The 22,253-nt window shown below is 68.2% G+C and carries 23 protein-coding genes; 6 read left to right on the forward strand and 17 right to left on the reverse strand.

Annotated elements, in window-relative coordinates:
- Positions 1 to 106: 106 nt before the first annotated feature.
- From ACV22W_RS17030 to ACV22W_RS17040, 3 genes are all read right to left on the reverse strand, one after another.
- Positions 107 to 1,444 (reverse strand): glutamine synthetase family protein, encoded by a 1,338-nt coding sequence (locus ACV22W_RS17030; RefSeq protein ID WP_448020624.1) that lies wholly within the window; start codon positions 1,442 to 1,444, stop codon positions 107 to 109.
- Positions 1,445 to 1,473: 29 nt separating this feature from the next.
- Positions 1,474 to 2,259: a gamma-glutamyl-gamma-aminobutyrate hydrolase family protein gene (locus ACV22W_RS17035; RefSeq protein WP_448020626.1), complete on the reverse strand. Its 786-nt coding sequence runs from the start codon at positions 2,257 to 2,259 to the stop codon at positions 1,474 to 1,476.
- Positions 2,260 to 2,544: 285 nt separating this feature from the next.
- On the reverse strand, positions 2,545 to 2,727 hold the full coding sequence (locus ACV22W_RS17040; RefSeq protein WP_006402789.1) for a hypothetical protein: 183 nt from the start codon (positions 2,725 to 2,727) through the stop codon (positions 2,545 to 2,547).
- 457 nt (positions 2,728 to 3,184) lie between these two features.
- Between ACV22W_RS17040 and ACV22W_RS17045 the strand changes: the two genes are divergently transcribed.
- The gene (locus tag ACV22W_RS17045; RefSeq protein ID WP_059450693.1) at positions 3,185 to 3,736 is read left to right on the forward strand and encodes a cupin domain-containing protein; all 552 of its coding nucleotides are present in this window, start codon (positions 3,185 to 3,187) and stop codon (positions 3,734 to 3,736) included.
- Positions 3,737 to 3,821: 85 nt separating this feature from the next.
- Positions 3,822 to 5,312 (forward strand): aldehyde dehydrogenase, encoded by a 1,491-nt coding sequence (locus tag ACV22W_RS17050; protein WP_448020628.1) that lies wholly within the window; start codon positions 3,822 to 3,824, stop codon positions 5,310 to 5,312.
- 50 nt (positions 5,313 to 5,362) lie between these two features.
- On the opposite strand, the gene ACV22W_RS17055 is transcribed toward ACV22W_RS17050, so the two are convergent.
- Entirely contained in the window at positions 5,363 to 5,563 is a 201-nt protein-coding gene (locus tag ACV22W_RS17055; protein WP_006754615.1) for a heavy-metal-associated domain-containing protein, read from the reverse strand.
- Positions 5,564 to 5,896: 333 nt separating this feature from the next.
- On the opposite strand from ACV22W_RS17055, the gene ACV22W_RS17060 reads away from it, so the two are divergent.
- Together ACV22W_RS17060 and ACV22W_RS17065 are read left to right on the forward strand one after the other, a co-directional pair.
- Positions 5,897 to 6,229, forward strand: a complete 333-nt coding sequence (locus ACV22W_RS17060) for a cupredoxin domain-containing protein (RefSeq protein ID WP_448020630.1) — start codon at positions 5,897 to 5,899, stop codon at positions 6,227 to 6,229.
- Positions 6,230 to 6,241: 12 nt separating this feature from the next.
- Positions 6,242 to 7,078: an FTR1 family iron permease gene (locus ACV22W_RS17065; protein WP_448020632.1), complete on the forward strand. Its 837-nt coding sequence runs from the start codon at positions 6,242 to 6,244 to the stop codon at positions 7,076 to 7,078.
- A gap of 82 nt (positions 7,079 to 7,160) precedes the next feature.
- Here the strand turns inward: ACV22W_RS17065 and ACV22W_RS17070 are convergent, their stop codons facing one another.
- The 7 genes from ACV22W_RS17070 to ACV22W_RS17100 all read right to left on the reverse strand — a co-directional run bounded on the left by ACV22W_RS17070 (position 7,161) and on the right by ACV22W_RS17100 (position 13,486).
- Positions 7,161 to 7,379: a hypothetical protein gene (locus ACV22W_RS17070; RefSeq protein WP_040142345.1), complete on the reverse strand. Its 219-nt coding sequence runs from the start codon at positions 7,377 to 7,379 to the stop codon at positions 7,161 to 7,163.
- A complete protein-coding gene (locus ACV22W_RS17075; RefSeq protein WP_448020634.1) occupies positions 7,379 to 7,849 on the reverse strand; it encodes a hypothetical protein in 471 nt (156 codons plus the stop codon). The genes ACV22W_RS17070 and ACV22W_RS17075 overlap by 1 nt, the downstream gene beginning before the upstream one ends.
- Positions 7,850 to 7,899: 50 nt before the next feature.
- On the reverse strand, positions 7,900 to 9,717 hold the full coding sequence (glmS, locus tag ACV22W_RS17080; RefSeq protein WP_448020635.1) for a glutamine--fructose-6-phosphate transaminase (isomerizing): 1,818 nt from the start codon (positions 9,715 to 9,717) through the stop codon (positions 7,900 to 7,902).
- A gap of 54 nt (positions 9,718 to 9,771) precedes the next feature.
- On the reverse strand, positions 9,772 to 11,133 hold the full coding sequence (glmU, locus tag ACV22W_RS17085; protein ID WP_448020636.1) for a bifunctional UDP-N-acetylglucosamine diphosphorylase/glucosamine-1-phosphate N-acetyltransferase GlmU: 1,362 nt from the start codon (positions 11,131 to 11,133) through the stop codon (positions 9,772 to 9,774).
- A gap of 134 nt (positions 11,134 to 11,267) precedes the next feature.
- Positions 11,268 to 12,263 (reverse strand): tRNA 2-thiocytidine(32) synthetase TtcA, encoded by a 996-nt coding sequence (ttcA, locus tag ACV22W_RS17090; RefSeq protein ID WP_448020637.1) that lies wholly within the window; start codon positions 12,261 to 12,263, stop codon positions 11,268 to 11,270.
- Entirely contained in the window at positions 12,260 to 12,664 is a 405-nt protein-coding gene (locus ACV22W_RS17095) for a dihydroneopterin aldolase (protein ID WP_059450683.1), read from the reverse strand. Before ACV22W_RS17095 ends, ttcA begins: the two co-directional genes overlap by 4 nt.
- 78 nt (positions 12,665 to 12,742) lie before the next feature.
- A complete protein-coding gene (locus ACV22W_RS17100; protein WP_448020639.1) occupies positions 12,743 to 13,486 on the reverse strand; it encodes an SDR family oxidoreductase in 744 nt (247 codons plus the stop codon).
- 13 nt (positions 13,487 to 13,499) lie between these two features.
- On the opposite strand from ACV22W_RS17100, the gene ACV22W_RS17105 reads away from it, so the two are divergent.
- Complete coding sequence (locus tag ACV22W_RS17105; RefSeq protein ID WP_448020640.1) at positions 13,500 to 14,690, forward strand: class I SAM-dependent methyltransferase; 1,191 nt, start codon at positions 13,500 to 13,502, stop codon at positions 14,688 to 14,690.
- Between the two features lie 13 nt (positions 14,691 to 14,703).
- Positions 14,704 to 14,898 carry a DUF2905 domain-containing protein gene (locus tag ACV22W_RS17110; protein WP_059523874.1) on the forward strand — a complete coding sequence of 65 codons (195 nt, stop codon included), beginning with the start codon at positions 14,704 to 14,706 and terminating at the stop codon, positions 14,896 to 14,898.
- A gap of 77 nt (positions 14,899 to 14,975) precedes the next feature.
- Here the strand turns inward: ACV22W_RS17110 and ACV22W_RS17115 are convergent, their stop codons facing one another.
- The 6 genes from ACV22W_RS17115 to ACV22W_RS17140 form a co-directional block, all read right to left on the reverse strand.
- Complete coding sequence (locus tag ACV22W_RS17115) at positions 14,976 to 15,197, reverse strand: hypothetical protein (protein WP_059523876.1); 222 nt, start codon at positions 15,195 to 15,197, stop codon at positions 14,976 to 14,978.
- A 98-nt stretch (positions 15,198 to 15,295) separates the two neighbouring features.
- Complete coding sequence (locus tag ACV22W_RS17120) at positions 15,296 to 16,204, reverse strand: carbohydrate kinase family protein (protein WP_321851091.1); 909 nt, start codon at positions 16,202 to 16,204, stop codon at positions 15,296 to 15,298.
- The gene (locus ACV22W_RS17125; protein ID WP_448020642.1) at positions 16,201 to 17,481 is read right to left on the reverse strand and encodes an AGE family epimerase/isomerase; all 1,281 of its coding nucleotides are present in this window, start codon (positions 17,479 to 17,481) and stop codon (positions 16,201 to 16,203) included. The genes ACV22W_RS17120 and ACV22W_RS17125 overlap by 4 nt, the downstream gene beginning before the upstream one ends.
- Positions 17,478 to 18,497 carry a LacI family DNA-binding transcriptional regulator gene (locus ACV22W_RS17130; RefSeq protein WP_448020644.1) on the reverse strand — a complete coding sequence of 340 codons (1,020 nt, stop codon included), beginning with the start codon at positions 18,495 to 18,497 and terminating at the stop codon, positions 17,478 to 17,480. Before ACV22W_RS17130 ends, ACV22W_RS17125 begins: the two co-directional genes overlap by 4 nt.
- A gap of 364 nt (positions 18,498 to 18,861) precedes the next feature.
- Positions 18,862 to 20,700: an EAL domain-containing protein gene (locus ACV22W_RS17135; RefSeq protein WP_448020646.1), complete on the reverse strand. Its 1,839-nt coding sequence runs from the start codon at positions 20,698 to 20,700 to the stop codon at positions 18,862 to 18,864.
- A gap of 262 nt (positions 20,701 to 20,962) precedes the next feature.
- Positions 20,963 to 22,006 carry a bile acid:sodium symporter family protein gene (locus tag ACV22W_RS17140; protein WP_448020648.1) on the reverse strand — a complete coding sequence of 348 codons (1,044 nt, stop codon included), beginning with the start codon at positions 22,004 to 22,006 and terminating at the stop codon, positions 20,963 to 20,965.
- Between the last annotated feature and the right edge of the window lie 247 nt (positions 22,007 to 22,253).

A 22,253-nucleotide genomic window follows, 5' to 3' on the forward strand; every position in this document is an offset into this window, starting at 1 on the left:
CTGCGTCGTGCGCGGTGCGGCGGCCGGCGCGGCCGGCTGGATCCAGGCAGATTCGTTGCGGTAAGTCATGTTTCCTCCGTGATTCCGTATTCGGTCGTGTGCACGCTCAGACGTGCAGCAGCAGATGGCGGCGTTCCCACGAGCTGATCACGCGGAAGAACGCTTCGTATTCGGTTTCCTTCAGCGCGAAATACGCCTTCAGGAACTTGTGGCCGAGAATCTCGCCGAGCGGCTCGCACGCGGCCATCAGCGTGAGCCCTTCCTCGAGGTTGCGCGGCAGTTGGTAAGGCAGTTCGTAGCCGTCGCTGACGAGCGGTTCGGTCGGCTCCAGCCGTTGCGTCATGCCGAGATAACCTGCCGCGAGCGTCGCCGCGAGTGCGAGGTACGGGTTGCAGTCGACGCCCGGGATCCGGTTCTCGATGCGGCGCGCGGCCGGGCCCGAGTGCGGGATGCGGAAGCCGACCGTGCGGTTGTCGTAGCCCCACTGCACGTTGATCGGCGCGGCCATGAAGCGCGACAGCCGGCGGTACGAATTGATGTACGGCGCGAAGATCGGCATCAATGCGGGCGTGTACTTCTGCAGCCCCGCGAGATAGTTGTAGAACATCGACGTCGCGCCGCCGGTTTCCCGCGACGTGAACAGGTTCTGGCCCGTTTCCTCATCGACGATGCTTTGATGCACGTGCATCGCCGAACCCGGCTCGTTTTCCATCGGCTTCGCCATGAACGTCGCGTACATGTTGTGGCGCAGCGCGGCTTCGCGCACCGTGCGCTTGAACAGGAACACCTGGTCGGCGAGCGACAGCGCGTCGCCGTGCATGAAGTTGATCTCCATCTGCGCGGCGCCGACTTCGTGGATCAGCGTGTCGATGTCGAGGTTCTGCGCTTCGCAGTATTCGTAAATGTCCTCGAACAGCGGATCGAACTCGTTGACCGCCTCGATCGAATACGACTGGCGGCCGGTCTCCGGGCGGCCCGTGCGGCCGACCGGCGGACGCAGCGGCAGGTCCGGGTCCTTGTTCATGTCGACCAGGTAGAACTCGAGCTCCGGCGCGACGACCGGCTTCCAGCCCTTCGCCTTGTACAGGTCGAGCACGCGGCGCAGCACGTAGCGCGGCGAGATCTCGACCGGCGAGCCGTCGAAGTGCACGCAGTCGTGGATCACCTGCGCGGTCGGATCGACGGCCCATGGGATCAGGCGAATGGTCGACGTGTCGGGCACGCACACCATGTCGGGATCGGTCACGCCGGTCAGCGAGCCGTCTTCCGGATACTCGCCGGTGACGGTCTGTACCATCACGGCCTGCGGCAGCCGCATCGATTCACCGGAAGTGAACTTGTTGCGCGGCGTGATCTTGCCGCGCGCGATGCCGGCCATGTCGGGAATGATCGCTTCGATCTCGGTGATCCGGTGCTGCTTCAGAAAGTCTTCGATGTCTTGCATGTCTGTTCTCGTTATGTGGGTCGGCGCGCTCAGGCGAGCGCGGCGGTGGCCGTGGCACGCGTGCGGGCGTTGCGACGCGCGCGGCAGGCGTCACCGAAGGCGCGGAAGATCGCGCTCGACAGCGGGTCGTGCGCGTGCCGCCATTCCGGGTGCCATTGCACGGCGAGGGCGAAGGCCGGTGCGTCGGCGACGCTGACGGCCTCGATCAGGCCGTCCGGCGCGACGGCTTCGATGGCGAGGCCGGAACCGAGCTGCGCGATGCCCTGCTTGTGCAGCGAGTTCACGTGCACGTCGTCGCGGCCGCCGGCGAGCGTGTGCAGCACGCCGCCGGGCGTCAGGCGCACGACGTGCGCGGGGCCGTATTGCATGTCCATCGGCGCGTCGTCGTCCTCGCGGTGATCGGCGAGGCCGGGCACTTCGTGCACGCGCTGATGCAGCGTGCCGCCGCAGACGACGTTCAGCTCCTGGAAGCCGCGGCATACGGCCAGCACGGGCACGCCCGCGACGATCGCCGCGCGCAGCAGCGGCAGGGTCGTCGCGTCGCGTGCGGGATCGTGCTTCGTGCCGGGCGCGCTCGGCTCGCCGCCGTACAGGTGCGGCTCGACGTTCGAATAGCTGCCGGTAAACAACAGGCCGTCGACCGTGGCGAGCACATCGTCGGTCGACTGGCGATCGCCAAGCGCGGGCAGCACCATCGCGAGCGCGTGTGCGCCGTCGACGATCGCCGCGACGTACTTGTCGCCGACCGTGTGCGACGCATGTGCGCCGATCTGTGTGAAGTCGGCGGTGATGCCGACAAGGGGTTTCCTTTCCATGACGTCAATCAGTTGTCCGTAGGGACGTGGCGTGCGTTGCGCGGGAAAATCGCGAAATGCAGGCGCGACACGGCCCCGCAGCCTGGCGAAATGCGCAAGGCCGCTGGTGAATGGGCGCAACGGGTTCGCATGGCGATCCGCGCTGCGCGCGACGGTCAGGCCGTCGTTCGTTTCGTTGTGCTGCGCAACGCGGCAATGGATGCGCGAACGCGTTCCGTCACCGCGCAGATAACGCGGCTAACGAGCAGGCAATCGAAACGAACGACGAGAAAAGGAGGAGAGGCGCTATGGCAGCAGCGATGCGACTTCGTCGGTATCGACGGCCACGAACGCGCGTGCGGAAACGGCGTTGTGACGGCGAACGGAACGACGGGACAGGATGGTGTAGATCGACAGATGCAGCAGGCGAGGACTATGCCAGCCGCAACTGCCATCGGAAGCGGGAGCAGCGCTGCGCAAACTTCGCACATCGCCTCGATCCCACCTCACCAGAGGGCCACGGACTCTCACGATTACACTCGACTGGTTTGTTGAAAGTATTGAACACCTGATCGTTTCGGCGCGCGAGGCGTTTAAAATAATCGAGGTGCCGGCCCTGCGTCATTTACATCGACGGGCATCGTTTTTTACGTTGCAGCAACGTTTTTCGGTGCCAATGACGCTGACCTGAGAGCCAGCATATACGAGCCAAAAACGGCGTCAAATGTTTTTTGACGGTCTCATGTCAGGGCTTTCCCGAGGCGCTTCGAACAAAAGATTCGCAATTGGAATGGCTCGCGGGGTGTTCATTATTTCGAACGCCTTTCAGGGTTTTCCCCGCTGATGTGCGGCATAAAGTGATTAGAATATTCAACGGCTGCGTAATGCCGTTCAACGCGTCGTTTCACTTTTTCACCGCACTCCTATCGTGTCCGAAACCGAATCGATGTCCACCGAAGTCGCCGAGCGCCTGCGTTTCGTGCGCAACAAGCATGGTCTGTCGCAGCGCGAACTCGCGAAGCGGGCCGGCGTGACCAACGGCACGATCTCGCTGATCGAACAGGGGCGCGTGAGCCCGTCGGTCGGCTCGCTGAAGAAACTGCTCGAATGCATTCCGATGAGTCTCGCGGAGTTCTTCACGTTCGAACTCGTCGAATCGCGCTCGGTCGTATCGCGCCGTGACGAGATGCCGAATCTCGGCAACGACGCGCTCGCGTTTCATCTCGTCGGCGCGGGCGTGAAGGACCGCAACATGTGCATCATGCGCGAGATCTATCAGCCACTCGCCGATACGGGGCCCGAGATGCTCGCGCACGCGGGGCACGAGGGCGGCGTGGTCGTGTCGGGCCGGCTCGAGCTCACCGTCGACGGCGCGACGTGGCTGCTCGACCCCGGAGACGGCTACTACTTCGAAAGCCGTTTGCCGCACCGTTTTCGCAATCCCAGCGCGGAACAGCTCTGCGAGGTCGTGTCGGCAAATTCGCCGGCCACCTTCTGACCGCGCATCACCGCATTCGCCGCCGGCCGCGTTGCCGTTGCGCGGCGTGCCGCAGCGCGAATGCCACGACAATTGAGGCATCCTGATGAACAAGTTGACTTTGGCTGACTGGCAGGACAAGGCGGCGTCGCTCACGATCGACGGGCGCGCATTCATCGACGGCGCGTCGCGCGACGCGCACGGCGGCAGGACGTTCGACTGCGTGAGCCCGATCGACGGCCGCGTGCTCGCGAAGGTGGCCGATTGCGGCGAGGCCGACGTGAACGCCGCCGTCGCGGCCGCGCGCCGCGCGTTCGACGCCGGCGTGTGGGCCGGACTGAACCCGCGCGCGCGCAAGGCCGTGCTGCTGCGCTGGGCTGCATTGATGCGCGAGCATCTCGACGAACTGTCGCTGCTCGAGACGCTCGATGCGGGCAAGCCGATCGGCGACACCACGACGGTCGACGTGCCGGGCGCCGCGTATTGCGTCGAGTGGTTCGCCGAAGCGATCGACAAGGTCGGCGGCGAAGTCGCGCCGGCCGACCATCATCTCGTCGGTCTCGTCACGCGCGAGCCGGTCGGCGTGGTGGCGGCCGTCGTGCCGTGGAATTTCCCGATCCTGATGGCCGCATGGAAGTTCGGCCCGGCGCTCGCGGCCGGCAACAGCGTCGTGCTGAAGCCGTCGGAGAAATCGCCGCTGACCGCGATCCGCGTCGCGCAGCTTGCATACGAGGCAGGCATCCCGGCCGGCGTGTTCAACGTCGTGCCAGGCGCGGGCGAACCGGGCAAGCTGCTCGCGCTGCATCGCGATGTCGACTGCATCGCGTTCACCGGCTCCACAGCAGTCGGCAAGCTGATCATGCAGTACGCCGCGCAGTCGAACCTGAAGCGCGCGTGGCTCGAACTCGGCGGCAAGTCGCCGAACATCGTGCTGCCCGATTGTCCGGACCTCGACCGCGCCGCGCAGGCCGCGGCCGGTGCGATCTTCTACAACATGGGCGAGATGTGCACGGCCGGCTCGCGCCTGCTCGTGCATCGCGACATCAAGGACGCGTTCATCGAGAAGCTCGTCGAGGCCGCGCGCGCGTACGTGCCGGGCAACCCGCTCGATCCGTCGGTATCGATGGGCGCGATCGTCGACGGGATCCAGCTCGAGCGCGTGCTCGGCTACATCGATGCCGGGCGCAAGGAGGGCACGCTCGTCACGGGCGGCGCGCGCGTGAAGGAGGAGACCGGCGGCTTCTACGTGGAGCCGACGGTGTTCGAGGTGAAGCCGGATGCGAAGATCGCGCGCGAGGAGATCTTCGGCCCCGTGCTGTCGGTGATCGTGTTCGACGATGTCGACGAGGCGGTGCGGATCGCGAACGATACCGAGTACGGGCTCGCGGCGGCCGTGTGGACGTCCAATCTCACGACCGCGCACGACGTGTCGCGCCGGCTGCGGGCGGGCACGGTATGGGTGAACTGCTACGACGAAGGCGGCGACATGAACTTCCCGTTCGGCGGCTACAAGCAGTCGGGCAACGGCCGCGACAAGTCGCTGCACGCGCTCGAGAAATACACCGAGCTGAAGTCGACGCTGATCCGGCTGCGCTGACGCGGCCGATGTGCGGGGCGCGGTGCCGACGGGCGCCGCGCCCGCGCGCGTCAGGCCGAGCGCAGGGCCGGGTGGAAGCCCGCGGCTTCGATGATCGACTGCACGCGTTCGGCGCCTTGCGCCGATTCGACCTTGACCGTTTTCGCGGCCACGTCGATGTCGAGTTTCGCGGCGGGGTCCGCTGCCGTCACGGCGCGCGTGATGGCGTTGGCGCAGCCGCCGCAGGTCATGTCCTGAACTTCGAATTCCATCGTGTTCTCCTGGGTTGATTGGCGATTGACAAGCATGACCAGCATGAAGCTTGCCATGGTGGGAAGGTCAAGCCCCTTCGATGCGTTCGGCGCCACATAGGCAATTTGTAAAGCTGAAGTCAGACGAATCGCAATCCGCCCATGTGCGTCAGTCCGAATTTTTCCCGATTGACGGTCGGGGATTGTTGGCGAAATCTGGCGGAGCCTTGCGCGACAAGGTGCATGTCATGTCTATGATGCGCGATGCCCATGCCCTCAGTAAGGGTACTTGGAGAGGGAAATGCGAATCGATCTTACTATCGGTTCCCCTCGATATTTCATTTCGTTACCCGTATGAATCGCTTCGCTTTCGGTTTCGCACTGGCCCTGCTGGGCGCATCGGCAACGTCCGCATTCGCTGCCGACGACGTCTTCAACCTGACGCTGAAGGACCACAAGTTTTCGCCCGACGGCGTGACGATTCCGGCCGGCAAGAAGGTGAAATTCGTCGTGAAGAACCTCGACGCGACGCCCGCGGAATTCGAAAGCGACGATTTCAAGGCAGAGAAGGTCGTGCCGGCCGGCAAGTCGGTCGAGATCCTGGTCGGGCCGCTGAAGGCCGGCACCTACGAGTTCCACGACGAGTATCACGAAGCGCAGTCGAAAACGCACCTGACCGTCAAATAAGCGGATATCGCCATGCTGTCTACCGCCCTGATCGTCTTTCGTGAAGTGCTCGAGGCCGCGCTGGTGGTTTCGATCGTGATGGCCGCGACGAAGGGCGTGCCGAAGCGCGGCTGGTGGGTCGGCGGCGGGCTCGTCGGCGGCGTGATCGGCGCCGGCCTGATCGCCGCGTTCGCCGACGTGATCTCGCAATGGGCGTCCGGCATGGGGCAGGAAGTCTTCAACGCCGGCGTGATGTTCGTCGCGACGTTGATGCTGGCGTGGCACTGCATCTGGATGAGCCGCCACGGCCGCGAGATGGCGTTGCACATGGGCGAGGTCGGCCGGGCCGTCGCGGCCGGCAGCCGGCCGCTGACGGGGCTCGCGATCGTCGTCGGTGTCGCGGTGCTGCGCGAAGGCTCCGAGGCCGTGCTGTTCCTGTACGGCATCGCGGCGGGCGATCCGGGACAGATGCCGCAGATGATCGTCGGCGGGCTGCTCGGCGTGCTGGGCGGCGCCGGGCTCGGCTACGCGATGTATGCGGGCCTGTTGCAGATTCCGCTCAAGCGCCTGTTCTCCGTCACCAATGCGCTGATCGTGCTGCTCGCGGCGGGAATGGCGAGCCAGTGCGTCGGCTTCCTGCTTGCCGCCGGCCTCGTGCCGTCATGGGGCGATGCGGTGTGGGATACCTCGTGGCTGCTCAAGGAATCGAGCATCGTCGGCAAGGCGCTGCATACGCTGATCGGCTACACCGCGCGTCCGGCGGGGATCCAGATTGCGGCGTACGTTGTCACGCTGGTCGCGATCGTCGTGCTGGCGCGGCTCGTTGGCCGGCCCCGGACGGTGGTGCCGCCGCCACGGCCGGTTGCGTGATCGGGCCGGGGCCGAATGCAGAAAGGGGCGTCATGGACGCCCCTTTCTTCTTGCGTTGAAGGCGCGCAGCCGCGCGGCCCGTTCAGCGATGGCTGTCGATCCATGCGCGGGCCCATTCGAGCCCCGCTTCGCGCGCTTCGTCCTCGGTATCGAACACGCCGAGCACGCCCGACGCTTCGACGAGCCGATTGTTCTGCGTGATCGTGCCGCTCGCCGCGAAGCGTTCGGGCTGCAGGATTTCATCCTGCTGCAGGATCGAATGGCCCCAGATCTGGTAGCCGTGATAGGTTTGCGCTTCCATTATCGCGTCACCTCCGCGGAACGGCTGCCCGTGCCGACACGCAGCACGTTGCCGTCCGGCGTGTATTGCCGCGGGATGTCCGAGAACTTGAGTGCGTGCGGCGTATCGGGCATGGCAGGCTGCATCACCGTGAGCCGGCCCGGCGCGGGCTGCGCGACCGGGCGCGGTGCGGCCGGTGTTTCGACCGTCGCGGCGGTCGGTCGATGCGGTGCGGTTTTCACGGCTTGTGCGACGCGGCGCTTGTGCGGCCTGACCGCAGCCTTCGGCTGCACGCTCGCGTGCTTTTCCACGGTCTTGCCGCCCGCGTGCGCGTCTGCACCTGGGCGCGCTGCCGGCGTACGGGCATCCGGCGTGCGCGCGGCCGGCAATCGCGCCTCGGGCGGGTTCCAGACTTCGACGTAGTGCTCGGCCGCCCAGCCCGTCGACGCGAAGCTCAGCGCCAGCAATCCGCATCCAAACAGTCTTACCATGGTCTCTCCGTCTGTCTCGTCGGCGCGCCGGACCGCGCTGCGCCGATTGCTTACTCCACCGTCACCGACTTCGCGAGGTTGCGCGGCTTGTCGACATCGGTGCCGCGCGCGCATGCGGTGTGATACGCGAGCAGTTGCAGCGGCACGACGTGCAGGATCGGCGACAGTTGCCCATAGTGTTCCGGCATCCGGATCACGTGCAGGCCGTCGTCGTTGACGATCTGCGTGTCGGCATCGGCGAAGACGTACAGCTCGCCGCCGCGCGCGCGCACTTCCTGCATGTTCGACTTCAGCTTCTCGAGCAGCGTGTCGTTCGGCGCGACCGTGACGACCGGCATCGCTTCGGTGACGAGCGCGAGCGGCCCGTGCTTCAGTTCGCCGGCCGGATAGGCCTCGGCGTGGATGTACGAGATTTCCTTCAGCTTCAGCGCGCCTTCGAGCGCGATCGGGTAGTGCAGCCCGCGGCCGAGGAACAGCGCGTTTTCCTTGCGTGCAAATTCGTCCGACCACGCGATGATCTGCGGCTCGAGCGCGAGCACGCTGTTCAGCGCGGCCGGCAGGTGGCGCAGTTCCTTCAGGAATTGCGCTTCCTGCGCGGCGTCGACGTGCCCGCGCAGCTTGCCGAGCGTCGCGGCCAGCACGAACAGCGCGACGAGTTGCGTCGTGAACGCCTTGGTCGACGCGACGCCGATCTCGGTGCCCGCGTGCGTCAGGAACTGCATCTCGGTGAGGCGCACCATCGCGCTCGTCGCGACGTTGCACACCGCGAGCGTATGCGTGTGGCCGAGCGACTGCGCGTGCTTGAGCGCGGCGAGCGTGTCGGCCGTCTCGCCCGACTGCGAGATCACCAGCACGAGCTGGCGCGGGTTCGGCACCGACTCGCGGTAGCGGTATTCGCTCGCGATCTCGACCTGGGTCGGGATCTTCGCGATCGATTCGAGCCAGTACTTCGCGGTGAGGCCCGAGTAGTAGCTCGTGCCGCACGCGAGGATCAGCAGGCTGTCGATGTCCGCGAACGCGGCGGGGGCCGCCTCGCCGAACAGCGTCGCGTCGAACGCTTCGGTTTGCGGCACCGTGTCACCGATCGCGCGCGGCTGCTCGAAGATTTCCTTCTGCATGAAGTGGCGATACGGGCCCAGCTCGACCGCGCCGCCGTATGCGCTGACGACGCGGATCTCGCGCTGCGCGAGCGCGCCGTGGCGGTCGACGATCTTCACGCCGTCGAGCGACAGTTCGCACACGTCGCCTTCCTCGAGGAACGTGAAGCGGTCGGTGCTGCCGGCCAGCGCCAGTGCGTCGGATGCGAGGAAGTTCTCGCCGTCGCCGTGGCCGACGACGAGCGGCGAACCCTGGCGCGCACCGACGACGGTGTGCGGCTGGTCCTTGTGCGTCACCGCGATCGCATACGCGCCGTGCAACTGCTGCACGGCTTCGCGCACGGCCGCGAACAGGTCGCCGCGATACAGGCTGTGCACGAGGTGCGCGATGACTTCGGTGTCGGTCTGCGACACGAACTCGTAGCCCTTCGCGCGCAGCGCTTCGCGCAGCGTCTCGAAGTTCTCGATGATGCCGTTGTGCACCAGTGCGAGCGCGTTCGACGAGAAGATCGGGTGTGCGTTGTGCGTGACGGGCGCGCCGTGCGTCGCCCAGCGCGTATGCGCGACGCCGGTGGTGCCTTCGAGATGCGATTCCCGCACCTGCGCGTCGAGATCGGCGACGCGCGCGACGCTGCGCGCGCGCTTCGGCGCGCCCGGCTCGAGCACGGCGACGCCGCACGAATCGTAGCCACGGTATTCGAGGCGCCGCAATCCTTCGATCAGCACCGGAACGATATTACGCTGCGCAACTGCGCCGACAATGCCGCACATGAATGGTCAATCCTGTAAGTCGACGCGGGCGCCGTCCGGGCGCCCGCTAAAGGTTCAGCTCTTCTTCTTGACCGGCCGGACGTAGCCGCTCTTCGCGGTCTGCGTCTTCTCGTTCAATGCGAGGACGCCTTCGGCGACGTCCTTCCAGATCGTCGTGCCGGCCGCGATCGTCACGCCGCGGCCGACGCGCACCGGCGCGACGAGCTGCGTGTCGGAGCCGACGAACACGTCGTCCTCGATCACGGTGCGGAACTTGTTCGCGCCGTCGTAGTTGCAGGTGATCGTGCCCGCGCCGATGTTCACGCGCGCGCCGATGTCGGCGTCGCCGATGTAGGTGAGGTGATTCGCCTTCGAGCCGTGGCCGATCACCGCGTTCTTCACCTCGACGAAGTTGCCGACGTGCGCTTCGTCGGCGAGCTGCGCGCCCGGACGCAGCCGCGCGTACGGGCCGATCACGGTGTTCGCGCCGAGCTCGGCGCCGTCGATGTGCGTGAACGCGTCGATGCGCGTGCCCGCGCCGATCGATGCGTTGCGGATCACGCAGTTCGCGCCGATCGTCACGTTGTCGGCGAGTGTCACGTTGCCTTCGAACACGCAGTTCACGTCGATCGACACGTCGCGGCCGCAGCGCAGCGTGCCGCGCACGTCGAGCCGCGCCGGATCGGCGAGCGTGACGCCGTCGACGAGCAGCGCATCGGCGACGTTGCGCTGATGGATGCGCTCGAGCTCCGCGAGCTGCGCCTTGCTGTTCACGCCGAGCGTTTCCCATTCGTCGTCGGGCTGCGCCGTGACGATCTCGAAGCCGGCCTCGATCGCGAGCTCGACGACGTCGGTCAGGTAGTACTCGCCCTGCGCGTTCTCGTTCTTCAGCGCGCCGAGCCACATCGCCAGCTGCGCCGTGGGCGTGACGATGATGCCGGTGTTGATCTCGGCGATCTTCAGCTGCTCGGGCGACGCGTCCTTCTGCTCGACGATGCGCGTGACGAAGCCGGACGCGTCGCGCACGATGCGGCCGTAGCCGGTCGGGTCGTCGAGCGTGACGGTCAGAATTCCGTAGCGGCCCTCGCGCGCGGCGTCGACGAGACGCCGCAGCGTCGACGCGCGGGTGAGCGGCACGTCGCCGTACAGCACCAGCGTCGGTTGCGCGGGATCGAGCAGCGGCAGCGCCTGGCGTACCGCGTGGCCGGTGCCGAGCTGCTCGGCCTGCACCGCGAACTGGACGTCGGGCGCGGCGACGGCGGCCTGGACCTGCTCGGCGCCGTGACCGACGACGACGACGAGCCGCGACGGCTGCAGCGTGCGCGCGGTGGCGATGACGTGGGAGAGGAGCGGCCTGCCGGCCAGGGGATGGAGCACTTTCGGCAGCGCGGAGCGCATGCGCTTGCCGGTGCCTGCCGCCAAAATCACGATATTCATGGCGCCAGCTTGTCAGAGGAGTTCGAAGCCGTCCATTTTAGCATGCGGCCCCCGTCGTTCCGGGCCTGTCGCGGCGGGGCGACAGCGCCGGAACGAGGCCGCGGCCCCGGTTCCGGCGAGTGTTCGGACCCCGCTTACAGGTCGTCGAACTGGACGATCGAGATCGGTTTCGCCGAGCCCGGCGCGGCGGTCTCTTCACCGGACGCGCACGGCTCCTCGTCGAACGCGATGTCGCCCTGCGGATCGGCCTCGCCGGTCGCGCGCAGCGACGCGAACGGGAACTGGGTCGTATCCATCAGGTGCGACGGCACGACGTTCGCGAGCGCGCTGAACATGTTGTCGACGCGGCCCGGGAAGCGCTTGTCCCATTCGCGGATCAGCGCCTTCATTTCCGCGCGCTTCAGGTTCGGCTGGCTGCCGCACAGGTTGCACGGGATGATCGGGAATTCGCGCAGCTCGGCGTATTTCTCGAGATCGGTTTCCTTCACGTACGCGAGCGGGCGGATCACGACGTTCCTGCCGTCGTCCGACTGCAGCTTCGGCGGCATTCCCTTCAGCTTGCCGCCGTAGAACATGTTGAGCAGCAAGGTTTGCAGGATGTCGTCGCGGTGGTGACCGAGCGCGATCTTGGTCGCGCCGAGCTCGCCGGCCACGCGGTACAGGATCCCGCGGCGCAGCCGCGAGCACAGCGAGCAGGTCGTCTTGCCTTCGGGCACGAGCCGCTTGACGATGCTGTAGGTGTCCTGGTTCTCGATGTGGAACGGCACGCCGACCTGCGTCAGGTACTCGGGCAGCACGTGCTCGGGGAAGCCCGGCTGCTTCTGGTCGAGGTTGACCGCGACGATGTCGAAGTCGATCGGCGCGCGCTCGCGCAGGCGCAGCAGCACGTCGAGCATCGCGTAGCTGTCCTTGCCGCCCGACAGGCACACCATCACCTTGTCGCCCTGCTCGATCATGTTGTAGTCGCCGATCGCCTGGCCGACCTGGCGCACGATCCGCTTGAACAGCTTGTTGTTCTCGTACGCTTCCTTCTGCTCGCGGCGCGTCAGCGCGCGGCGGCCAGTGTCGGCGGCGGTGGCTTCGATGGCGGCGCCGTCGGCCGCCGTGTCGTTCATGTGGGGGGCGTTCATGCGCGCTCCTCGTCCTTGATGCGAAAGACTTCGACGCCGACGGCGTCGCAGTCCGGATAGGCGTCCGGTTTCTCGGTACAGACGCGTACCGCGCGCACGGCGTCGTGCGCCAGCAGGTTCGCGGCGATCGCGTCGCACAGCGTTTCCTGCAGGTGGATGTGGCCGCGCGCCACGCACTGCGCGACGCTCTGCTTCATCAGGTCGTAGTCGACGACTTCATGCAGCCGGTCGTCGACGGGGGTGGACAGCGCGAGCGGCACGAACAGGTCGACGTTGATGACGACGCGCTGCTCGCCGCGCTTCTCGTGTTCGAAGGCCCCGATGTTGATGTGCACCTCGTAGTCGCGCAGGTAGAGCCTGCGGCAGTCCGCGAGGCGGGGGTGCAGGAGAGCGGAAAACATGGTCGTCCCAGTCAAGTTGGCGTGCGCGCACGCAAAGCGGCGCGGGTGGCGGCGATCAGGCCGCGCGATCCGCGCAGTTCATTCATTCGGGCCGACGGCGTGCGGCACCAGGTGCTCGCCGCCGTCGACGGTCAGCGTCGCGCCCGTGACGCCGGGCGCGCTCGCGAGATAGCAGGCCGCCGCCGCGATGTCGTTCGCGTGCGGCGCATGGCCGCGCACGAGCGCCGCGACGCGCACTTTCGGCGCGAGGGCCAGCGCCAGCGCGGCGGTCGCGCGGTTCAGCGCGGCCTGCATCAGCGCATGCGACAACCGCGCCGGCGCCGGGTGAAACAGGGCCTGATCCAGCACGTGGATCGCGCACGCGCGCAGCGATTCGTCGTCGCGCGCGGCGTCGGGCGTCGCGTCGGCCAGCGCCCGGGCCAGCGCGAGCGGCGCCGTCACGTTGCGCGCGAGCGCAGCGGCGAGCGATGCGCCATCCACGGTGTGCGCGTCGTCGGTGCCGGCGCAGGCACTCACGAACACCGCGCAGGCGGGCCGGCCGAGCGCCGCGCCGCACGCGGCGACGAGCGCGGCCGCGTCGGTTTCCAGGGCCAGATCGGCGTCGAGCACGGCTGCACGGCGGCCGTGGGCGGCGACTTCGGCGACGAGCGCGTCGGCGGCCGCGCACGGCGTGCCGGGGCTGCGCTGCAGCGCGACGTCCCAGCCGCGCTGCGCGAATCCGGTCGCGAGCGCACGACCGAGCGACGCGGCGTCGGCCGCGCTGCCCAGCGCGCCGGCGACGAGCACGATGCGCGGGGGCGACGTATCGGCTGAAACGGTCATTTACAATGCCGGGATGAACCCGAAAGCTCACGAACCCGCTAGTTTACCTGCTCCCGGCCCTGACGCGCTCGCGCAGTCCGAAACCCTTGCCGCGCAACTGCGCGACGAGATCGCGGCGGCCGGCGGCTGGCTGCCGTTCGACCGCTTCATGGAGCGCGCGCTGTATGCGCCCGGCCTCGGCTATTACAGCGGCGGCGCGCGCAAGTTCGGCCGCCGCGCCGACGACGGCAGCGACTTCGTGACGGCCCCCGAGCTGTCGCCGCTGTTCGCGCAGACGCTCGCGAATCCCGTCGGGCAAGCGCTGGCGGCAAGCGGCACGCGCCGCATGATGGAGTTCGGCGCCGGCACGGGCAAGCTCGCGGCCGGGCTGCTCGCCGCGCTCGATGCGCTCGGCGTCGAGCTCGACGAATACCTGATCGTCGACCTGTCCGGCGAGCTGCGCGAACGGCAGCGCGACACGATCGAGGCGGCCGCGCCGGCGCTCGCCGGGAAGGTGCGCTGGCTCGACGCGCTGCCCGAGCGCTTCGACGGCGTCGTGGTCGGCAACGAGGTGCTCGACGCGATGCCGGTGCGCCTGTTTGCGAAGGCGGACGGCGCGTGGCTCGAGCGCGGCGTCGCGCTCGACGCGCGGCACGCGTTCGTGTTCGACGACCGGCCCGCCGGCGCGGCCGGCCTGCCGCCGGTGCTCGCGACGCTCGACGTCGACGACGGCTACGTGACCGAGACGCACGAAGCCGCGCTGGCGTTCACGCGTACCGTATGCACGATGCTCGGGCGCGGCGCGGTGCTGCTGGTCGATTACGGTTTCCCCGCGCACGAGTACTACCATCCGCAGCGCGACCGCGGCACGCTGATGTGCCACTACCGCCACCACGCGCATGACGACGCATTCCTGTACCCGGGGTTGCAGGACATCACCGCGCACGTCGAATTCACCGGCATCTACGACGCGGGCGTCGCGACCGGCGCGGACCTCCTCGGCTACACGTCGCAGGCGCGTTTCCTGTTGAACGCGGGCATCACCGACGCGCTGGCCGCGATCGATCCGTCCGACATCCACCAGTTCCTGCCGGCCGCGAACGCGGTTCAGAAGCTGATCTCGGAAGCCGAGATGGGCGAGCTGTTCAAGGTGATTGCGTTCTCGCGCGGGATCGACGGCACGCTCGACGCATTCGCGCGCGGCGACCGCTCGCACGCGCTCTGACGGAGAGCCCGGGATGCTGCGCTGGCTGATGGCGTCGTTCGTCGCGGTGATGATCCTGACGCGCTGCTGGCCGTGGCTCGGCAAGGTCGGCATCGGGCGGATGCCGGGCGACGTCACGCTGACGCTCGGCGGGCGGCGCTACCCGTTCCCGTTCATGTCGACGCTGGTGCTGACGATGCTGGTGTCGATGGTGGCGCGGCTGCTCTGAGCCGCGCCGAATGCGGCGGCGCGCCGCGACCGGGCCGCGGCGCGCGTGTGATGGTTCGGCGCATCACGGTTCGCGCGTCACAGCTCGATTTCGCCGAGGATCCGGTGCGCGAGCGCCTTCGCTTCGTTGAACGCCTCTTCCTCGCTCGGACTCGTCGTGTGGACGTCGTAGCGCATGTTTTCCGTCTCGTCGCCGTCGTCCCGGGCGAGGATCACGTAACCCTGGAACTGTCCGTTGGCGGCGTGCTGCGTGTGCGCCTTGGCCGTGTAGATGCCTTTCGTGAACGTGTTCGTGTCCATCGTGCCTCTCCCGCAATAGGACACTTCATCGTAGCACTGCGGCGCAGCATGTACAGCGCCGCTAATCGGCGACCGATCATCGCGCCGTCATCGTCCCGTCACCGTTCGAGCAGCGCGACGACCTCGTCGAGCGTCGGCGCATGCGCGCCCGTATGCCGGCACGCGGCGGCGCCCGCCGCGAGCGCGAACGCGAGATGCTCGCGCCACGACCGCTGCGGCGCGGCCATGAGGCTGAACAGCATGCCGCCGATCGACGCGTCGCCCGCGCCGACGGTATCGACCACCTCCACGCGCGGCGGACTGGCTTCGAGCACGTCGCCGTCCGCGTAAAGCGTCGCCGGCTGCGCGCCGCGCGTGACGAGCACCGCCGCGCGCGGATTCAGCGCGCGCACCGCGGCGACCGCATCGGGGCCGTCGCCGCCGAACAGATGGCGCAGGTCCTCGTCGGACACCTTGATCAGGTCGGCGAGTGCGGCCATCTTCTCGAGCGTTGGCCGGTACGCGGCCGTCATCAGGTTCCGGTAGTTCGGATCGAAGCTGATCTTCACGCCGCGCGCGTGCAGGTCGGCCGCGAGCGCGACCAGCGTGCCCGCGAGCGGTTCGCGCACCAGGCTGATGCAGCCGAAGTGCGCCCATTTCACGTGCGCCGCCCAGCCGGCCGGCAGCCGCGCCGGGTCGAACGCGAGATCCGCGCTCGCTTCGCCGATGAAGAAGTACGCGGGCGGGCGCGTCTCGTGGACGATCGCGAGCAGCGGCGCTCGCGGCACGCGCTGCAGGAAGCGCAGGTCGAGCCCGGCCGCCTCGCTGGTGCGCCACAGCACATCGGAGAAGCAGTCTTCGCCGATCGCGCCCGCGAGCGCGCTCGGCACGCCGAGCCGCGCGACCGCGCGCGCGACGTTCCAGCCGGCACCGCCCGGCACCGAGGTCCACTGCGCGTCGCCCGCGCGCACCATGTCGGTCAGGATGTCGCCCGCCGACACGAAGGCCGGAAAGGTGCCGCCGCTCATTGCGTCGGCTCGCTGCGCGCCGCGCGCGCGAGGGTCGCGAGCACGTCGTAGCATGCGCCCATCGTGTGATAGTCGGTCTTGCCGGCCGGGCTCTTCTCGTCGCTGTACTTGCGGTTGTCGCAGGTGAGGATCCGGTACCACGCGCCGTAGCGGTGATCGACGAAATGCGCCCAGCTGTAGCGCCAGATCTCGTCGTACCAGTCCCAGAAGCGCTCGCTGCCGGTGCGCGCGCCGAGCATCGCAGCCGCCGCGAAGGTTTCCGCCTGCACCCAGAAATACTTGTTGTGGTCGCAAATCGTGAAGTCGGGGCCGAAGCCGTAGCAGAGGCCGCCGTGATCGGCGTCCCACGCATGCGTGAGCGCCGCGTCGAACAGCTCGGCCGCGCGCGGCACGAGCCAGTCGAGCGGGCGGTGCCGCTCCAGGATCAGCAGCAGCTTCGCCCATTCGGTCTGGTGCCCGGGCTGGAAGCCCCACGGACGGAAGATGTTCGAGCTGTCTTCCTTGTTGTAGTCCCAGTCGACCGACCAGTCCGCATGGTAGTGCTCCCACACGAGGCCGCCCGACAGCGAAGCCTGGCGCTGCGTGATGTGGGTCGCGAGTTTCTCCGCGCGATCGAGATAGGTGAGATGGCCGGTCGCCTCGTACGCCGCGAGCAGCGCCTCCGTCATGTGCATGTTCGCGTTCTGGCCGCGGTACGACGACACGTTCCAGTTCGGCGTCGCGTCGTCCGCGTAGAGGCCGGCGGCCGCGTCCCAGAAGCGGTGCTCGGCGAGCTCGTAGGTCGACGCGATCAGCGCGCGCGCTTCGTCGATGCCGGCCATCGTCGCGTGCGCGGCCGCCAGCAGCACGAATGCGAGCCCGTAGCAGTGGCGCGTGCCGTCGAGCGTCGCGCGCTTCGCGCCGTCGCGCCAGTCGAGTTCCCAGTCGTAGCCCTGCAGCGCTTCGTCCCAGTGCGCGTCGCGCAGGAAGCGCAGCCCGTGGCGTGCGTGGTCGAGGTGGCGCGGATCGCCGAAATGCCGGTACGCCATCGCGTAGTTGAAGACGAACCGGCAGCTGCTGACCAGGTGCCGCGACGTGCGGTTGTAGATGCTGCCGTCGTCGCGGAAGTAATGGTAGAAGCCGCCCGTCGGGTCGAACGCGTTCTGCGCGTAAAAGCGCAGCGTGTCCTCGATGTGCGACAGCAGGAACGACGGATCGCGGAAGCTCGCGACGAACGGTGCCGCTTGGGCGTGGGCGGCCGGCGCGGCCGTGCTGGAGTGGACCGGGGGCATGTTCATGATTCGGTGACCGTGGCGGAATCGAGTGCCGGTGAGCCGGCGGGCTGGCTGCTGGCCCGTACGATCAGTTCGACGGGCAGGGAGATCTCGGTGCGCTCGGGCGATTCGGCGAGCAGCAGTTCGACGCCGCGGCGGCCGAGCGCTTCCTTGTCGACGGCGAGCGTCGTGAGCGGCGGGTTCGCGTGCGCGGCGGCCGGGATGTCGTCGAAGCCGACGATCGCGATGTCTTCCGGAATCCGCACGCCGCGCGCGATGCACACGCGCTGGGCGGCGAGTGCGGCGGCGTCGTTGTACGCGAACACGGCGTCCGGGCGCGGGCCGGGCGCGTCGAGCAGCTGCTGCATTGCGCGCGCGGCGCCGGTGTCGGGGTCGAGCCCGGCGTCGATCGTCACTTCGTACGCGGGATCGAACAGCCGGCCGGCCTCGAAGAACGCGCGGCGGTAGCCGATCGCGCGCTGCGCGATGCTGAAGTGCGCGGCCGAGCCGCCGATGAACGCGATCCGCGAGCGGCCGATGGCGAGCAGGTGGCGCATCGCGAGCGCCGCGCCCGTCGCGTTGTCGATGTTCACCGAGCGCAGGCCGGGCGCCCACAGGTCGATCAGCACGAGCGGCCGGCCGGTCGCGGCGAGCGCCTCGATCGTCTCGGGCTCGATGAAGCCGGCCACCGCGATCGCGTCGGGCGCGTGCGGGCGCATCTGGCGCAGCACGTCGTCGTTGGGGCCGACCGTGAGCAGCGTCGGCACGATCCCGCGCTCGCGGCACGCGTCCTCGACGCCGTGCAGCACGTGCGAGAAGAACGGGCTGGCGGGAAAGCGGTTGTGCTGGCGGTGCAGCAGGAAGGTGAGCCGGCGGATGCGCGGGCGCAACTGGGCCGGGTCGTAGCCGAGCTGCTGCGCGATCTCGACGATGCGCGCCCGCGTGGCTTCCGACAGGCCCGGCTGGTTTTTCAGCGCGCGGGAGACGGTGCCGATCGAGACCTCTGCCGCCCGCGCTACGTCGCGAATGGTGGTGCCCATCGTTCGGGTCCGGTTTGTTTAGGGTGACGGCGATTGTATAGTAAAACGCCGAGCCAAATTCGGGCCGGATAACCGGGGAATACCCGGAAATAACGGGTTTTTGCGCGCTAATCTGCGAAAACGACGTTACTAAAAATACTAAACAAAACGCGGAAAAGGCAAGGTGATCGCGCGGAAAGGGGCGGTGTCGGGGGATCGGCGAGGCGCACGCGTTCGGATGCCCGATCCGCGACGGGCGGCCGGCAGGCCGTTGCCCGGAGTTGATCAGAGGCGCAGGTGCGCGGCGCCGGCACCACCGTCCGCACAGCCGGCGGCACGCTTGCAACCGGCAACCGGCAACCGCCCGCCGGTTCAGCCCGCCGGTTCAGCCCGCCGCCGCGTGCGGCGGCCAGTCGCGATCGCCCAGCGCCGCGCGGCCGGCATCGAGATCGACGACGGCGAGGCCGCCCGGCTGCTGTTTCGCGCGCCGCTTCGCGAGCGCCGCGACCGACGCGATCTCGTCGCTGCCGTAGCGCATCGCCCCGTTCGCGCCCGCCGGCACGCCGACCGCGCCGATCGCCATCGTCACGAAGCCGAAAAATGCGGGGTTGCCGTGGCGGTCCTCGCCGCGCAGCCCGCCCGCCAGCCGGTCGGCCTGCGTGTAAAAGCGCTGCGCGCCGTCGTTGAAGCGCGCGATCGCGTCGGCCGCACGCGCGTGCCAGTCGTCGCGCTGGAACAGCACGAGGAAATCGTCGCCGCCGACGTGCCCGAGAAAGTCGCGCTGCGGATCGCACACGCTGGCCAGCACCGTCGCCGCGAACTTCAGCACTTCGTCACCCTGCCAGTAACCGTACTGGTCGTTGAACGGCTTGAACTGGTTCAGGTCGACGTAGCACGCATGGAAGCCGGCGTCGCGCGCCAGCAGGCGCTCGATGTGCGCGCTGATCGGGATGTTGCCGGGCAGGAAGGTCAGCGGATTCGCATAGCGCGCGGCCTCGATGCGCATCTCGGTCACCGCCCGCACGAGGCTCTCGCCGGTGCCGAGCCCGACGTAGCGGCCGTGCTCGGTGATCACGAAGCCGTCTGCGAGGTAGCGCTGGTCGTGGCTCGCGAGCAGCATCGCGAGCTGCTCGACCGTGGTCGCGTTGTCGATCATCAGCGGCGCGTCGTTCGCGAACTGCAGGCACGGCTTCTTCCCGAACACCTCACGGTGGTAAGGCAATGTGAAGCGGTCGATGAAGCCGCGCCGGTTCACGAGCGCGACCGGCCGCCCGCATTCGACGAGCGCGACCGCGTGCAGGCCGGGCATCCGGTTGAACAGGTCGAGCACGTCGTTGCTGGTCGCGTCGCGCGGCAGCGCCGGCGCGGGGACGAGCATCTTCGCCGCGATCGTGCTTGCGGGCCGCACGGTGCGGGTCGCACCGGGGAACACCGCGATGTGCGGTGCGCGGATCGCGTCGCGCGCGGCCGGCGCGACGACCGGCGACGGTTGCGCGTCCGGCCGGCCGAGCAGGAAGCCCTGCACGCAGCAGATGCCCATGTCGCGCACGACGATCAGGTCGCACTCGTTCTCGATCCCTTCAGCGATCAGCTTCGCGCCGCTCGCGTGCGCGAAGTGCTGCATCGCCCGGACCGCCTCGAACTTGAGCGGATCGCGCGCGATGTCGTGGATGAAGAAGCGGTCGATCTTCACGACGTCGGGGTGCAGGCGCAGCCAGAGGTTCATGCTCGCGTTCGCGGTGCCGTAATCGTCGAGCGCGAACTGGATGCCGGCGTCGCGCAGCGACGCGACCGCCGGCCCGATGTGCGCGACGTCCGGCATCGCGGTCTGCTCGGTCAGCTCGATCACGATGCGCTCCGCGTCGACCCGTGCGCGACCGAGCAGTTGCCGCGCGCGCTCGCGTTCGCGCGCGAGCTGCAGGATCGTGTTCGCGCTGAAGTTGAGGAACAGCTTGCCGTCGCAGCCGAGCGCCGCGAACGCGTCGAGGCAGGTGAGGGCGGCCGCCTGTTCGAGCGCGACGGTCGCGCCGTCGCGGGCGGCCTGCGCGAACAGCGCGGCGGGCGTCTCGAGGTCGGTGCCGCGCGGGCCGCGGATCAGGCCTTCGTAGCCGACGACCGTGCCAGACCCGAGGTCGACGATCGGCTGGAACACGGCCGCGAGCGCACGCTCCGCGATCAGGCGCGTGGTGGAGGCGGCGGATGAGGCGGGATGGGGCGCGGGCATGAACGAGGAGGGCCGAGGCGACGGGACGCCCGACTTTAACGGCAGCGTGCGCGGAGAATTGAATGAAGATTTCGTGACGCGATGCGCGTCGATGGTGCATGCGTCGCGTTGGAGGGCGGGCGGGCGGGCGGCGGGGCGGCGGGGCGGCGGAAGAAGCGGAAGAAGCGGAAGAAGCGGAAGAAGCGGAAGAAGCGGAAAGCGAAACGAGAAAGACGCGAATACGCCCGCACGGCAGGCCATGCCGGCCGCGCGGTCTCCCGCGTCAGCGCTTGCCCGCGCTCAGCGCGCCGCGTCCGCGTGGGGCGCCGGCCGCACCCTCGTCGCCGGCACGCTCGCCGCGCATGTCACGCGCACCCCAGCGCTGCGCGAGCGCCGCGCACGCCATCAGCTGGATCTGGTGGAACAGCATCAGCGGCAGCACGATCGCGCCGACCGCCTGCGCGGAGAAGATCACCTTCGCCATCGGCACGCCGGCCGCGAGGCTCTTCTTCGAGCCGCAGAAAATGATCGTGATCTGGTCGGCGCGGTTGAAGCCGAGCCGCTTGCTGACGAACGTGGTCAGCACCAGCGCGATCGCGAGCAGCACGACGTTGACGGTCAGCAGGCCGCCGAGCGCGCGCGCCGGTATCTGGTGCCAGAGCCCCTGGTTCACGGCCTCGCTGAACGCGACGTAGACGACGAGCAGGATCGATCCCTGGTCGACGAAGCGCAGCACGCCGCGATTGCGTTCGATCCAGCCGCCGATCACGGGCCGCAGCAACTGGCCGGCGACGAACGGCACGAGCAACTGCATCACGATGCTCCCGACGGTGCTCCACGGCGACGCGGCCGCGGCCGACTGCGACGTGATCATCAACCCGACGAGGGCCGGCGTCACGAAAATCCCGAGCAGGCTTGACGCGGACGCCGCGCACACGGCGGCCGGCACGTTGCCCTTCGCGATCGACGTGAACGCGATCGACGACTGGACCGTGGACGGCAGCGTGCACAGAAACAGCACGCCGGCATAGAGCGCCGGCGTGACGAGCGGCTGCAGCACCGGCTTCAGCGCGAGGCCGAGCAGCGGGAACAGCGCGAACGTGCTGAGCAGCACGACCGCATGCAGCCGCCAGTGGGTCGCGCCCGCAACGACGGCTTCGCGCGACAGCTTCGCGCCGTGCAGGAAGAACAGCAGGCCGACCGCGATGTTGGTTGCCCAGTTGAACGCATGGGCGGCCGGGCCGCGGCACGGCAGCAGGCTCGCGAGCACGACGGTGCCGACGAGTGCGAGCGTGAAGTTGTCGGGAAGGAAACGGGGACGGGCCATCGGGGAACTCGATTCGGAAACGGCAGGCGCGCATGTCGCGCGCGCGAAACCGCCATTGTCCCGGTTGGTCATTCAATAAACAAATTCATTGTGCGAATCGATTGATGAATCGGTCGCATGTGGCGGCGGGCGGCCGATGCGCAAAACGACAGAAGAATGTTCTGCCGCGATTGCGCCCTGAAGTGAAAAAACCTAGCAGTAACATGGTGTTACACCGATGCCCGCGACCTAACACTTTTTGGCTCGA

Source organism: Burkholderia sp. AW49-1 (assembly GCF_053427845.1).

Coding starts and splice junctions, on each gene's coding strand:
- ACV22W_RS17140 (WP_448020648.1), bottom strand. CDS start 22,006: ATGGCCCGTCCCCGTTTCCTTCCCGACAACTTCACGCTCGCACTCGTC.
- ACV22W_RS17120 (WP_321851091.1), bottom strand. CDS start 16,204: ATGAGCGGCGGCACCTTTCCGGCCTTCGTGTCGGCGGGCGACATCCTG.
- ACV22W_RS17035 (WP_448020626.1), bottom strand. CDS start 2,259: ATGGAAAGGAAACCCCTTGTCGGCATCACCGCCGACTTCACACAGATC.
- ACV22W_RS17075 (WP_448020634.1), bottom strand. CDS start 7,849: ATGGTAAGACTGTTTGGATGCGGATTGCTGGCGCTGAGCTTCGCGTCG.
- ACV22W_RS17050 (WP_448020628.1), top strand. CDS start 3,822: ATGAACAAGTTGACTTTGGCTGACTGGCAGGACAAGGCGGCGTCGCTC.
- ACV22W_RS17095 (WP_059450683.1), bottom strand. CDS start 12,664: ATGTTTTCCGCTCTCCTGCACCCCCGCCTCGCGGACTGCCGCAGGCTC.
- ACV22W_RS17100 (WP_448020639.1), bottom strand. CDS start 13,486: ATGACCGTTTCAGCCGATACGTCGCCCCCGCGCATCGTGCTCGTCGCC.
- ACV22W_RS17110 (WP_059523874.1), top strand. CDS start 14,704: ATGCTGCGCTGGCTGATGGCGTCGTTCGTCGCGGTGATGATCCTGACG.
- ACV22W_RS17125 (WP_448020642.1), bottom strand. CDS start 17,481: ATGAACATGCCCCCGGTCCACTCCAGCACGGCCGCGCCGGCCGCCCAC.
- glmU (WP_448020636.1), bottom strand. CDS start 11,133: ATGAATATCGTGATTTTGGCGGCAGGCACCGGCAAGCGCATGCGCTCC.
- glmS (WP_448020635.1), bottom strand. CDS start 9,717: ATGTGCGGCATTGTCGGCGCAGTTGCGCAGCGTAATATCGTTCCGGTG.
- ACV22W_RS17045 (WP_059450693.1), top strand. CDS start 3,185: ATGTCCACCGAAGTCGCCGAGCGCCTGCGTTTCGTGCGCAACAAGCAT.
- ACV22W_RS17105 (WP_448020640.1), top strand. CDS start 13,500: ATGAACCCGAAAGCTCACGAACCCGCTAGTTTACCTGCTCCCGGCCCT.
- ACV22W_RS17030 (WP_448020624.1), bottom strand. CDS start 1,444: ATGCAAGACATCGAAGACTTTCTGAAGCAGCACCGGATCACCGAGATC.
- ACV22W_RS17065 (WP_448020632.1), top strand. CDS start 6,242: ATGCTGTCTACCGCCCTGATCGTCTTTCGTGAAGTGCTCGAGGCCGCG.
- ACV22W_RS17115 (WP_059523876.1), bottom strand. CDS start 15,197: ATGGACACGAACACGTTCACGAAAGGCATCTACACGGCCAAGGCGCAC.
- ACV22W_RS17055 (WP_006754615.1), bottom strand. CDS start 5,563: ATGGAATTCGAAGTTCAGGACATGACCTGCGGCGGCTGCGCCAACGCC.
- ttcA (WP_448020637.1), bottom strand. CDS start 12,263: ATGAACGCCCCCCACATGAACGACACGGCGGCCGACGGCGCCGCCATC.
- ACV22W_RS17060 (WP_448020630.1), top strand. CDS start 5,897: ATGAATCGCTTCGCTTTCGGTTTCGCACTGGCCCTGCTGGGCGCATCG.
- ACV22W_RS17135 (WP_448020646.1), bottom strand. CDS start 20,700: ATGCCCGCGCCCCATCCCGCCTCATCCGCCGCCTCCACCACGCGCCTG.
- ACV22W_RS17130 (WP_448020644.1), bottom strand. CDS start 18,497: ATGGGCACCACCATTCGCGACGTAGCGCGGGCGGCAGAGGTCTCGATC.
- ACV22W_RS17070 (WP_040142345.1), bottom strand. CDS start 7,379: ATGGAAGCGCAAACCTATCACGGCTACCAGATCTGGGGCCATTCGATC.